Raw genomic sequence first — 12,680 nt, 5'->3', positions numbered from 1 at the left:
ACTGGAGAAGAAGACACCAATAAGTCCATAGAAGACAGAGCCAACTGTTTAATACTTTAATACCAAAGAGGTTGTGTTGGAATAAGACGCTCCGATAAGTTAGTAAATTTCAAGCGATCGCTTGAAAACCTTTTCTACAAAATTTTTAGCTTCAACTTCCGCTTCCTTTGTGATTGAAGTGATCGCACTTACGCCGAACTCAGGTTCGGAATAACTCATAACACAAGACACAACAAGTCAGTAATTCTCAGTCAGTAACTCACTTAGCAGTAGAGTGTAATGAATTTGTAAAGCCTATTAAAGGAAACAGAAGAGCGAACAGACATTCACAAAACTACAAAATTAAGGAGTTCAAATCATGTCGAGCAACGGTGGACTCACTCCCGAACAAAAGCGCCGTGCGGAGCAATTTACCAGTATTTTTGAGAATGATACTATTGAGTTGGACTACGCGTATGCTGAAAAGGTCAAGGGCGATGACCGAGGCATTACCGCCGGACGAGCAGGTTTTACCACAAGAGACGGGGATGCTTTGGAAGTGGTAGAGATTTACACCAAAAAGGTGCCAAATAATGTCTTAGCAAAGTTTCTGCCAGAACTTAAACGCCTAGCTAAGGAAGAAAGTGACGATACGAGTCATCTGAAAGGATATATTGATGCTTGGAAAGAAGCTGCCAAAGATTCGGTCTTCCGTTCCGCTCAAGATCAGGTTGTTGATAAGGAATACTACCAACCGTCCGTAAAGCATGCAGACGAGGTGGGATTAAAAACAGCACTAGCAAGGGCCGTGTTATATGACACGATTATCCAGCATGGTGATGGAACTGATCCTGATGGCTTACCGGCATTATTGAAACGTACTCAAAAGCAAGTAGGCGGCACCCCTAAGACCGGTGTCGATGAAAAAGAATGGCTACAGGCTTTTTTAAAGATACGTCGGAAAGATTTGGAGAATCCACATGATCCAGACACCAAAGAGGCATGGGAAGAGTCAGTAGATCGTTGCGATGCCTTTTTAAAAATCCTTAAAGAAGGCAATTACGATCTGCGCGGTCCAATCCATGTCCACACACCTCAGCACGATGCTACTATTCCTTAATGTCCAGCATTTTATTAGGTGGCAGCTAGGTATGGGCGGGAGCGGTGTTAGTGCGATCGCCCCCCTCAACTTCACCACCGAGAGCGATCGCACCCCACCTACCTTTCACCGTCGCCAGATCCCTTAAGTCGTTTGAGAGTAATTCATAATCTATATTTTTATATATCTGTTAGAGCATCTTCAGTTTTTGCAACACAACCAGAAATAAGAAAAATTGTTTTTTGAGAAAAGAAGATAGATAAGGAGAATTTTAGGATGATGGCGCAAGAACTCGGCACAGCTGTTGGGACTTCCGGTTTAAACGTGAGCCAGGGCAATCGTCGATCGCCTATTCCAGGTTTGCCAGATTGGAGCAAGGCTGGCTATCGTGAAGGACAAGACCTTCCATCCGACTCCGATATTGGCTACAGAATTACAGCGAATGAACTACAACAAAAGTACAACGTCATATCGAATGCCAGTGATAGCAGTGAAGGGCTACAAAAGGCGATCGATGATATCAAAGCCAATCATTCCCCGACGGCTTCGTTTAATAAACTTTCTTTAATCGAATTGCCCTCAGGCACGATCAATATATCCAAACAAATCTATGTGGACGCTGATTATCTCATAATTCGCGGGCAAGGCAGCGATCCATCAAGCCCAACTTCGACCAAAATTGTCTTCCGACCTGATGAAAACACCCGCTATGATGCACTCTCTAAGGATGGGAGCAAATGGGGTGAAGATGAAATGAGCTTTAGTGGTAAGGATAAGAATGGGAAGCAGGTTAATGCAAAAGGTGGCTGGACCTGGCCTGGGCGGGGGGCTTTCCGAGTACAGGTGCGCGACGTACATGACAGCTATCAGGACTTGCACAACAGTGCCCCCGCTAATCGCAAGGATCTCTTAGAGGGGAGTGTGAACTTCCATTGGCGAGGCGGGTTCAAAGTGCTGCAAACTGTGGACTTCCCTGCCCAGGAGGGGGCTACAGTAATTCCCCTCGATGGCTCGACAGATATGTCAGCCTTCCAGGTTGGGAACTTCCTCTGGGTGCAAGTCCCCGTTACTGCCAAGTGGTATGAGATTTGGGGGGCTAAGAAGGAGCATTATAAAAACTTCCACACGTTTCAACAGATTTTCAAAATAACAGCAGTGGACGGCGCAAATAAGAGCGTGACGATTGACAAGCCGTTGGAGTTCCATGTGTGGAAGAATAGTATTTTTGACGGCTCAACGGCGATTGATGGTAAAGTCTATGACGGCAAAGTGACGCCGCTTAAGATGGTGCAGGGCGTTGGCTTTGAAAATTTTTATCTCACCCAGGAGATGACGAATATGCCCAAGCTGGGTGGAGGGACGTATAACTTGAAACCCGAAGACGCGGCTTATAACTACGGGAACCTCGCGCCTGAATATGCTATGCACGGCATGGTGTTCAAGTGGGCGGCTAATTGCTGGGTTAGAAACATCCACACTTATATGACCGGCTCCCATCCGATTGTGACTGAGGCGGCTAAGAACTTGCAAATTCAAGACAATTTCTTGGACGGCTCTTGGAATAAGGGTAAAGGCGGGAATGGGTATTTCCGGGGTAGTCGCGTTTGGGATAGTCTTTACTACAACAATACGCTCCTCAACTTGCGCCATTTCACCTTCCAGTGGTCGGCGTCGAATAACGTAGCTATTGGTAATTACATGGAATGCGAACTCAATCTGCACGGAGGCTGGGAGAGGCGCAATTTGTTTGAACTAAACACCGTGCGGGTTCCTTTTGAACACGCTCCCGGTAACTGCAAAGTTAATTGTGGCAATGAAGGCGGCGGTCAAGACACGGGTCAGTGGTATCCCATCTGGTGGGGTGCTGGGGAGAAGGCATCCAAGTGGTCTGGCGCTACCGGCTGGCAAAACGTGTTTTTTAACAACATCCTCAAGAAACAGCTCTCAGCCGGTGGGTCTTATGAGGATTATTCACCCTACTACAGTTCGGACGGCAGCAAAGACCATACTATCTTCCAGTTTGGTTGGAATCGTGAAACGGGCGATGGCTCACAATGGGAGCATTTATCAGTTGACGGTGTGAATAATATCGCTGACTGGGCTGGAAATGAAACAGTGGACTTCTCGGTTAACCCGAGGAAAGGAGTTAATGCTCTACGTACTGATGTCGGAACTTCGCTCTTTTTGAAAGATGCGCCGCAGAGACCCGGCAATGTACCGGGCAATGTACCAAGTAGTGTACTCACTTTGATTATTGAGCAAGTGAGAAGAAAAACAGGTGAATTTGTCGCAGAGGTAGAGCAAGGCCAAAAAACAGAAAATTCACGATTGGGTGGGCTTGTTAAACCTAGTCCGGAAGAAGCAATTGCCAAATTCTTCAACGACGCTGGCAAAGGGATAGGGAAACAAATAAAGCCTGAGGATGCTAACTACTTCAAGGAAAAGTGGAGAGAGATTGAGGAAAAAGCAAAATGGTACAGGAGAGACGACGAGGACGCACGTAAGGTTATAGAAGATATTAAAGGTAAAGTAGAAAATTTGGTCAACCAAGTAGAGGAGAAAACTCGAAGTGATGATGGTTGGCTATTTGTTCCCTTCTACTTATTAACAGCTTTGCTCCACATACATAGCCTGATGGAGCAATTTGTACTAGACAATCTAGGTGCAGGTTCGGGTTCAGGAAATGACAACGGTGATGACAAAAACAAGTGTGAACGCCAGGTGAACGAGATCAAGAATACCATTGACCATTACGTACAACTGTTGAAAGACTGGCTGAACAAGTGGTCTGGGTTCGACCTAGGACCAATCACCCAAGTGCTGGATGGTAGCTCTCCTCCCCCTCCTCCTGCTCCTCCTTCTCCTCCCTCTCCTCCTTCTCCTCCCCAAATTATTGAAGTGCCAACGAACTTCTTTGAGATTGGGTTTCGAGAAGGACTGTTTGGTCACACTAACAATAAAAATGGGATTAGCTTCATCAATCATATTGAACGGATAAATAATTTTTCAGGAAAGGTATTTGCGGTGTATGAAATAGTAAGTGAAGAAGGTCGCCAAACAGCGATGGAATCGCTTATAAAAACAGCAGAAGCGCGAAATTTGCTCTTTATGTTCATACGTGGTCCCCTTGGTTGGATATTGCGGTTTTCCAATCATGAGATTTTGACAGGTGATTGGACTTATGAGGTAGGCGATCGCTTATTTACTCATAGCGCTATTTTTGGTGGAGGAGCTGGTGCTACTAATGAAGATCTTTTTGTATTCAAGAGAGATGGCAAAATCTACCTTCAAGGAAACATGAAAAAAGAACTGTTTCCAAAATTTCAACAGCATTTAGGCATAAATCCTATTTCATAACAGCCTGTTCAAACATAAATATTGAGCGGTAGACTGACGCGAGCATCCCTGCACGAGAGGGATGATGCATCGCGGAAAAGTCTAGATGAACCCCATTTTATGGAAGAAGATTGACAGTATTTCTGCGCTCTCTGGGGTATCAAGTCAATCGCAAGCGAACTATCCGCTTGATGCACCAACTGGTGCTACAGGCAGTTTATCCAACATAACGTTATCAGTCAACCTAATCCAAAGATTTTAGGAGGAGGACATATTATGGCCGACATAGGCTTGGTGCAAATGAGTCAGGCAATGGAAAACATTAAGCTAGACTGCAACAAAAGAACAAGAAAGAAAAAAGAACAAGAAAAAATCGTGGTTTTTTGGAATACCCAGAGAACAGGAAAAGCTGGAACAGATAAATTTAAATTTGTTGTTAATCAGCACATGGAATCTTGGATTCAAAGTCAATCTCCTCCAGATGTCCTGATTTTAGGTGAAATAACACAGAATGGAGAGGATCTGCAGAACTATATTAAGAACAATGATCCGTGGAAAAGACTGGAGTATAACGCTGAATTTATGAAAGTTTCCGCTAAAAACAACAAAGTAAGTCCTTGTTCCTTTCTTGTAGCACATAAGGGACATGCTGAGATTAAAGGTAGAGGCCAAAGCACTAAAAGACCATACATAGAAGTGCTCACCGATGGAATAGTCATAGGCGGCTGTCATATTATCGCAACTGGGGGCGACCCATCAGCTGAGGAAATCACCGATATGATAACGGACTTGACGAGCGGGAGCAGCTCATTACCTGTTGTTCTTATTGGAGATATGAACTTTCCTTTTGATAAGTCTTTTCCAGACGGAGAGGAGCAACAAATTAATCAGATGAAATGGACTAAAATATCTCCTGGTTTTTCCACTTTTAAGAAGAAAAATGGTGAAGGAACTATAATTGACTATATTTGGACAGACGACACTATCAACAAATGCAAACCAATCCAGCTAATTCCAAGTTACAGCCATTGGGAGATCGTTGATCATGCTCCCATCGCTTATAAAATTAAGTATGAGACTTTATCCAACGAGGATGAAACCTAAAGAAGTCCGATGCAGAAATTGATTAGAATTAGTCTATTTTACTGAGTTGTAGGGTGGGCATTATCCGTAAAAGTATTTGCCGTATCAAATTAAAGTCATATAAGCAATGTCCACCAAACCCCTACGGAGGTTTTGAGAATTGGGAGCGAAGAATCACGCTATCCCCGAAAGTTTCTTCTGCGTAGCTGTCAGCACCTTCAATATTAAGGCTACGCGATGCCAACCTTTACCTCGCTCACTTCATCACCAATTGCTGCCACAATTCCAGTGACTTCAACTCCAGGAATACAGGGGGTGGGAATCGGTGAATTGGGAAAAATGCTTTTGCTACTCAAACCCCGTCAATCAAAATTTATACCGGCTTTTTGGAATTACTAGATTGGCACTCTAGGAAATTTCCAGTGATCGCTTGTGTACTTTCGCGCTCTGATTTTGAGTTGACACTCTCGCAATTGCTTCATAAGTCAACCAAAGTGTCACCTATTTATCTATAGAACAAAGTTTTTCCACAGTTGACCAAGTTTCTGTACAACTATGGAAGCTAAAAGTATGAAACTCCTCTACCGCGTCGCAGCCTCGCTGCTTTTACCCTACTTGGGAAGATCTCACCATAAGTCCCCCTGAAGCTGATGGGCGATCCCTACCTAATGCACCATAATTTACCGATTTTTGATTAGAGAAAAAGGAAAAAGTTATGTCTAAACAAAAAGTACATGCTGACATGGAAGAGTCTGCATCACATGAAATTCCATTAGATGCTGAAGCAGGTTACCAATATTGCTCCATGCCTGAAACTGTTGAGCGAACTTTTAGTTCAGAGGTCGATCCAAATCGCCAAGAGCTAATACTTTTACTTGGAAATAAGTGGCTCAATGGAACTGTGCTTCACTACTATTTCTTTAACGAAGAACCTTGGAAAGGCTCTAAGGAGCAGAAAGATGTTGTGCGGGAGGCTTTCAAAATCTGGAAAAGTGTGGGCATTGGACTAGAGTTTAAGGAAGTGAATTCGCCTAGTGAAGCAGAAATTCGTATTGGATTTATGCAAGGTGATGGCTCATGGTCTTATGTTGGCAGAGATATCCTGATTCGTGGTATCAATGAAAGGACTATGAATTTTGGTTGGGATATAAGCAGGAATCCTCAGAAAATTGACACTGCACTACATGAAATTGGTCACACCTTGGGCTTTCCGCATGAACATCAAAATCCAAACGCTGGAATTGTTTGGGATGAAGAGAAAGTCTATGCTGACTTAGCTCAACCACCAAATCGTTGGTCTCGTAAAAAGACTTACCACAATATCATTCGCAAACTTGATCCTCGTGAAGTTGAAGGCTCAACTTGGGATTCAAATTCTGTGATGCATTATCCTTTTGGTTCTGGACTCATTAAAGAGCCTGCTCAATATGCAGCAGGAATCAGACCTGCAGGAGGCTTGTCTGCTAAAGACAGGAAATACGTGCGAAGATTTTATCCTCCCCTCCCTGAACAGGAAGTTGAGTTGAGTCCCTTTTTGTCAGTTCCATTAGAGCTTGGAGAAGAGCAGCAACAAAACTTTAAAATTGAGCCAGATGCTACACGATACTACAACTTCTCTACCTTTGGTGCATCAGATGCGGTGCTTGGCATTTTTGAGAAAATTGATGGTGAACCACGTTACATTGAAGCAGATGATGACAGTGGAGAAGAACGTAACGCTAGTCTACGCATTAAATTGTTTGCAGGTCGTCAATATGTGTTGAGAGTTCGCCTATACCACAGTAGGGCGGAAAAAGTTGCGGTCATGATGTGGTAGTACAGAAATAGACCTATCTTGAAAATGTCCGTGGAGCAGTGGTTTAAGAGCTAGCAATTGGTGTGGCTTCCAAGTTCACTTGGTAACCAAGTTGCTGAATACGGCTAGACATACGCTTAAGTAGATGGTCTTTTCGACATTTCTACCGAGTTTTTGGGATTACTGGATTGGCACTCTAGTGCGATCTTCTAACTTCATTGAACTCACATTAACCTCAGGAAATACTATGGCTGTTGCTAATAATGAATCATTTGTACCACCATCATCACCTTTACAAGGTGGCGTGATAGTAACGTTTGACGTTGTCGGTGAAGAATTCAAGGTTTGGATAACAAATCCTGACACCATCCAACAAAGTTGGGATTTGTTAACAGGCAAGAGCAAGGCGAACATCCCGATTGGAAAAATTCTCACCGGTTCCGGCAAAGGCAATCATAACGCTCCCTATACCTGGCATCTTGACCCGCAAAATATCAAATTAGCTGAGCAAACCATAGAATTATGTGATGCTATTCCTTCTCATGTGGAAGCAAACCGGGACGAATTCATCAATACAGTTCAGCAGTACTGCCCCTGGTCAGCGAAAATAGTGGATGTCAAAGACTTTCGGTAGTGGACATATCAATTTATTACAACTAGCGGGAAATCAGGTAAAGCACAATAGTTTTGGACTTTGGATAAATTTGTCCAAAGTCCAGTAATATCTTTAGGGGGTGTTGAAATTATTGCAGAGACCAATTTCATGCCATCAGCAAGCAGCAACTATCAGCAAGAGAACCAAACGCCACTCTACCGCGACAAAAATCTGCTGATTATTTTTGCAGTTTCTTTAATCACCTTTCTCGTACTTGCTAGCGTACCTCCGGCTTTTCCCAAAATTATCCAGGCATTAAACGTACCCCCACAAAAGATTGGTTTATTAATCTCAGTCTTCTCCCTTCCATCTCTTGTCTTAGGACCTGTCGTTGGAGTGCTTGCCGATCGCTTTGGCAGAAAGAAAATTCTTGTTCCTTCCCTGGTGTTGTTTGGAATTGCTGGCACAGCTTGCGCCTTTGCCCGTGACTTTAACGTTTTGCTGTTTTTCTGTTTTCTTCAGGGAATTGGTGGTGCTTCTTTGCATTCTCTCACCATTGCACTGATCAGCGATTTGTATTCAGGAACGAGACGCACGACTGCGATTGGTTACAACACCAGTATCATCAATGCCAGCACAGCAACTTATTCCATTATTGGCGGCGCACTGGCAATCTTAGGCTGGCATTATCCCTTTTTTCTATCCTTAGCAGCTATCCCAGTAGCACTGCTGGTGTGGTTTGGACTCAAAAATCCTGAACCAGCAACAGAAGAACCTCCCAAAGTGGATTGGTTTTATGCCTTAAAAATCCTTAAAAATCCCCAACTTGCAGGACTTTTCATTGCCAGCACCGCTCAATTCATGCTCCTCTATGGAGCCTTTAGAACTTATTTACCACTTTTGATAGCAAATTCATTTAAATCATCCAGTTTCGTAATTGGACTGATACTTGCTAGCATACCTGTGGCAATTGCGATCGCAGCTTCACAGGTAGGAAGACTGGCAAGACGGTTTCCAGAAACAACTTTAATTAGAGCATCTTTTGTTTTCTATGCTGTAGCTCTATTGAGCGTGCCATTTGTATCCAATCTTTGGTCACTCTTAATCCAAACCGTGATGTTTGGAATTGGTTTTGGCATTTGTTCCCCCATTATCCTATCACTCGTGGCGGCGCGAGCATCCAAGGAGTATTTGGCTACGGTCATTTCGGTCAACGGGGCATTTTGCAATTTAGGACGAATCATCGGACCGATGCTGATGGGAGTTGCCTTTGGCATTGGCGGAATCAGTGGCGTGTTTTATGCGGGTGCTGCGATTGCGATCGCAACTCTTCTTATTTTTAAGTATTTTCGCTCTTGCTTCTGTGCGTGATTTGGGGTAAAGATTTTCCATTGCCAATGACATTACATCGAACCCATCACCACGCCCCAGAAATAATCCTCGAATGGTTCCTCATCCAGGTCGATATGATATTTTCTCGCCCAAGAGTAGACATCCAAGCTGATGCGTCCCCTTTCTTTGTCTAACCAATCACCCCCTTGAATCGAAATATTTCCAAGTAAGGTAATCCAGTGATTGGGGTAAGGTAAAAGGGGTTTGTTGCCGGTGCCTAGTAAACCTGAGGCGGTAATCAAAGCAAAAACCACACCACCAGAGGCAATAACTGCTGCGGCTTCATTCAAAACTTCAAATTCGCCGTATAGGTAAGTAGGAATGTGCTTTACTTTCCGATAACCTAGTACTTCCTGTGTCCAGCCTTTCATCTCCCAGGATTTGGTCATACCTGCCAAATTTCTCAGTATATCTGGACCGTCTGGTTCAACAGAAAAAAGTAGGTTTTCTGAATCCCGTAGTGTTGCCAAAATCATCCAATCGGCTTGCCCCATTCGTAGTCTGCCTCGGCTTTGACGCAACCTATACAATGTTTCAATCCGTCTGGTTTGCCCTTGAAAACTACCAGTTTCAAACAAACTCCGGCAAATTTGCACGTAGCGCAGGGGCTGTTTGCGAACGAGCTCAAATAAAATCGATGCAGGACCACAAAATGGTTGTTGACCTTGGTTGACTTGAAAGGGGTCAAGAAGGCGGATTTTCATGTCCGCCAGCACTTGGTTTTTATCTAAACTCGACCAAGCGCTAGGCGCGTTGGATTTTTCAAAGTCTGCAAGTGCAGAGGCGACAGATGGATCTAATGTTGGGGAATTCATGGATTGAGTAGATGGGTAGAAATAAAAGTAACATCATGTCCGCTTGATTAGTTATAATTACCGCTCACCTAGCACCCCACCCCCAACCCCTCCCCGCTTGCGGGGAGGGGAGCCAAAAGGTACTTTTGGCGGGGTGGGGTTCTTTGGGATTTATGAGTAATCAAACGAACTTGATATACAGCAATTGCAAGTTAATGGAGTACACCCCTCCCTAACCCTCCCCTTGCAAAGGGGAGGGTGCCCGATAGGGCGGGTGGGGTCAATACGGTTCGGTTAAGATCCCCCCGCCTGCGGCACTCTGAAAAAGGGGGTAAAAGAGGGTTAAAAGCCCCCCTTTTTAAGGGGGGTTGGGGGGATCTTCAAAATATTAAAACGTTAACCGAACCGTATTGCGGGTGGGGTAGTGTACTTCACTTAGATGAAAAGCGCTGTAACTGGTAGAGGTTACGAATTGCTAATTGCTGACGGTTAACATATCACCGTTCACCCTGAACAATGAGCGATTCATTGTAAGCGATTAGCCTCTTACCCGCTATTTATTTATACCCATCTACTTTTATCAATTACAGAATTTTTCCACGCAGCGAACAAACATCTCTACACCCATGGACAAGACGGTTTCATCAAAATCAAACCGGGGATGATGATGAGGATACGCCAAGCCTTTTTCAGGATTAGCGGAACCAAGGAAGAAATAGCAACCAGGTACCTCTTGCAAGAAGTAAGACATATCCTCGCCGCCCATTGTTTGGCATTCAGGAACAACACCCACAGGCGTTTCTACGACTTCTTGCGCTACTGAGCGTACCAGTTCCGCTATGGTAGCATCATTGATTACTGGTGGGTAAAGTGACCAATAATCCAAGTCATACCTTGCCCCATGACTCTGACAGATTCCTGCAATAATTTGCTCGACTCGCTGGTGGAACAAGCCTTTCAATTCTGGATTAAAATAGCGTACTGTACCACGCATCCAGGCTGTATCAGCAATCACGTTTTCAGCTGTTCCAGCATGCAATTCACCGACTGTCACCACTGCTGAATCAATGGGATTGACATTACGAGCAACAATGGTTTGCAGGGCATTGATAATTTGTGCAGCAACCACAATCGAATCAATGGTTTGATGAGGCATTGCACCGTGTCCGCCTTTGCCCAACACTGTGCATCGGAATAACTCTACAGCTGCCATCAATGCACCAGCGCGGACACCTATTGTCCCCAAAGGCAGATTATTCCAAAGGTGCAAACCGATAATTGCGTCAACATCGGGGTTTTTCAACACCCCAGCTTCTATCATCGGCTTTGCGCCTCCTGGTCCTTCTTCGGCTGGCTGAAAGATAATTTTGACAGTACCACCAAAAGTGTCTCGATTCTGTTGGAGATAGTATGCTGTTCCTAGGGCGATCGCTGTATGTCCGTCATGTCCACAAGCGTGCATGACTCCATCGTGTTGTGAGCAGTAGGGCACCTCGTTGAGTTCTTGAATAGGTAAAGCATCCATATCTGCCCGAATCGCCAACACTTTTTGAGTGCTGTTGTTACCATGAATGGTGGCGACAATGCCAGTTTGGGCAATACCAGTTTGATGCTCAATTCCCCATTCTTGCAATTTCTGCGAGACAAACTGGGCGGTTAGTTTTTCTTGGAAACCCAATTCTGGTTTTTGATGCAACCCCCGCCGCCACTCCACAAGTTGTGGTTGCAGTGAACGGATGGAGAGTCGGACGCGAGATAAATCAACAGAAGAGGGATTTGGGAATGTAGAAACCATGTCTCACATTTTTTAAATTTAAATGACGGCTGAGTATTTTTATTTTTACGCTTTAAACTTTTGCAAAAGGTAGCAATCGTTCTAAATCTAAATTTGATGCGACTTGTGCCATTTTTTCCAAATCAGTTAGATTCTCCACATACGGTAAGCAACCCAAAACTGGAATGTAAGTCAGCGATTGTATCAACTCTATTGGTGTCCAGTCAGCAATTTCTTCATTTGTTCGAGGTTGAACGCAGTTGAGAATAATTCCTTTTAAATTCACTCGTAATTGTCGTGCTAATGCAACATTAGCGACTGCTTGGGCTATTGCACCCAATTTGACTGGTACAACCAACACGGTAGGTAAGTGCCATTCTCCCGCTAAGTCAGCGACGGTGAGTTCATTCGTGACTGGCGAACCTAATCCTCCTAAAGCTTCTACTAATAGAAAATCACGGCGCTGACGCAAAGCTGTAAAAGTTTGCCACACTTTTGCTAAATCTATGGTCTTATTTTCTTTTGCTGCAGCAATGGGAGGGGCTAGGGGTGCTTGAAAATATAAAGGTGTCAGTTCTTCAGGAGATTGGTCTAAAGAAAATAATTTTTGATACCACTCGCGATCACCCCTTGGGTGGCTCCCTTCGGGAGCATCGCCCTCTCCCGATTGCATCAGTTTCATAATTCCCAAGCTGCGGGAAGAATGATATTTTTGCCAGTAAGCTGCCAATGCTGTCGTTAAAACAGTTTTGCCAACCTCTGTATCCGTTCCTGTAACCAGCAGTGCGTTTAACAGTTTATCAGTCATTAGTCATTAGTCATTAGTTGCTAAT

12 protein-coding genes are annotated in these 12,680 nt (G+C 44.2%); 8 read left to right on the top strand and 4 right to left on the bottom strand.

Annotation, left to right across the window (positions count from 1 at the left end):
* Window positions 1-358 precede the first annotated feature (358 nt).
* From V5G28_RS21230 to V5G28_RS21210, 5 genes are all read left to right on the top strand, one after another.
* The gene (locus V5G28_RS21230) at window positions 359-1,099 is read left to right on the top strand and encodes a chitosanase (protein WP_332988133.1); all 741 of its coding nucleotides are present in this window, start codon (window positions 359-361) and stop codon (window positions 1,097-1,099) included.
* Window positions 1,083-1,226 carry a hypothetical protein gene (locus V5G28_RS21225; protein ID WP_332988132.1) on the top strand — a complete coding sequence of 48 codons (144 nt, stop codon included), beginning with the start codon at window positions 1,083-1,085 and terminating at the stop codon, window positions 1,224-1,226. The genes V5G28_RS21230 and V5G28_RS21225 overlap by 17 nt, the downstream gene beginning before the upstream one ends.
* Before the next feature lie 128 nt (window positions 1,227-1,354).
* A complete protein-coding gene (locus V5G28_RS21220; protein ID WP_332988131.1) occupies window positions 1,355-4,435 on the top strand; it encodes a hypothetical protein in 3,081 nt (1,026 codons plus the stop codon).
* 110 nt (window positions 4,436-4,545) lie between these two features.
* Window positions 4,546-4,644, top strand: a complete 99-nt coding sequence (locus tag V5G28_RS21215) for a hypothetical protein (RefSeq protein WP_442994278.1) — start codon at window positions 4,546-4,548, stop codon at window positions 4,642-4,644.
* A gap of 46 nt (window positions 4,645-4,690) precedes the next feature.
* Complete coding sequence (locus tag V5G28_RS21210; RefSeq protein WP_332988130.1) at window positions 4,691-5,518, top strand: hypothetical protein; 828 nt, start codon at window positions 4,691-4,693, stop codon at window positions 5,516-5,518.
* Window positions 5,519-5,727: 209 nt separating this feature from the next.
* Here the strand turns inward: V5G28_RS21210 and V5G28_RS21205 are convergent, their stop codons facing one another.
* The gene (locus V5G28_RS21205; protein ID WP_332988129.1) at window positions 5,728-5,853 is read right to left on the bottom strand and encodes an alcohol dehydrogenase catalytic domain-containing protein; all 126 of its coding nucleotides are present in this window, start codon (window positions 5,851-5,853) and stop codon (window positions 5,728-5,730) included.
* Window positions 5,854-6,212: 359 nt separating this feature from the next.
* On the opposite strand from V5G28_RS21205, the gene V5G28_RS21200 reads away from it, so the two are divergent.
* The 3 genes from V5G28_RS21200 to V5G28_RS21190 all read left to right on the top strand — a co-directional run bounded on the left by V5G28_RS21200 (window position 6,213) and on the right by V5G28_RS21190 (window position 9,258).
* Window positions 6,213-7,313: a matrixin family metalloprotease gene (locus V5G28_RS21200; RefSeq protein WP_332988128.1), complete on the top strand. Its 1,101-nt coding sequence runs from the start codon at window positions 6,213-6,215 to the stop codon at window positions 7,311-7,313.
* A 124-nt stretch (window positions 7,314-7,437) separates the two neighbouring features.
* Window positions 7,438-7,926: a BP74-related protein gene (locus tag V5G28_RS21195; RefSeq protein ID WP_332988127.1), complete on the top strand. Its 489-nt coding sequence runs from the start codon at window positions 7,438-7,440 to the stop codon at window positions 7,924-7,926.
* Between the two features lie 129 nt (window positions 7,927-8,055).
* Window positions 8,056-9,258: an MFS transporter gene (locus V5G28_RS21190; RefSeq protein ID WP_332988126.1), complete on the top strand. Its 1,203-nt coding sequence runs from the start codon at window positions 8,056-8,058 to the stop codon at window positions 9,256-9,258.
* Window positions 9,259-9,290: 32 nt separating this feature from the next.
* Here the strand turns inward: V5G28_RS21190 and V5G28_RS21185 are convergent, their stop codons facing one another.
* From V5G28_RS21185 to bioD, 3 genes are all read right to left on the bottom strand, one after another.
* Complete coding sequence (locus V5G28_RS21185; RefSeq protein WP_332988125.1) at window positions 9,291-10,094, bottom strand: hypothetical protein; 804 nt, start codon at window positions 10,092-10,094, stop codon at window positions 9,291-9,293.
* 559 nt (window positions 10,095-10,653) lie between these two features.
* Window positions 10,654-11,868, bottom strand: a complete 1,215-nt coding sequence (locus tag V5G28_RS21180; protein WP_332988124.1) for a M20 family metallopeptidase — start codon at window positions 11,866-11,868, stop codon at window positions 10,654-10,656.
* A 52-nt stretch (window positions 11,869-11,920) separates the two neighbouring features.
* Window positions 11,921-12,655 carry a dethiobiotin synthase gene (gene bioD, locus V5G28_RS21175; protein WP_332988123.1) on the bottom strand — a complete coding sequence of 245 codons (735 nt, stop codon included), beginning with the start codon at window positions 12,653-12,655 and terminating at the stop codon, window positions 11,921-11,923.
* Between the last annotated feature and the right edge of the window lie 25 nt (window positions 12,656-12,680).

It is taken from the genome of Scytonema sp. PRP1 (assembly GCF_036697665.2).
In the GTDB taxonomy this organism is placed as follows: domain Bacteria; phylum Cyanobacteriota; class Cyanobacteriia; order Cyanobacteriales; family Nostocaceae; genus Kalymmatonema; species Kalymmatonema gypsitolerans.
This window is presented reverse-complemented; position numbering and strand designations above follow the sequence as displayed.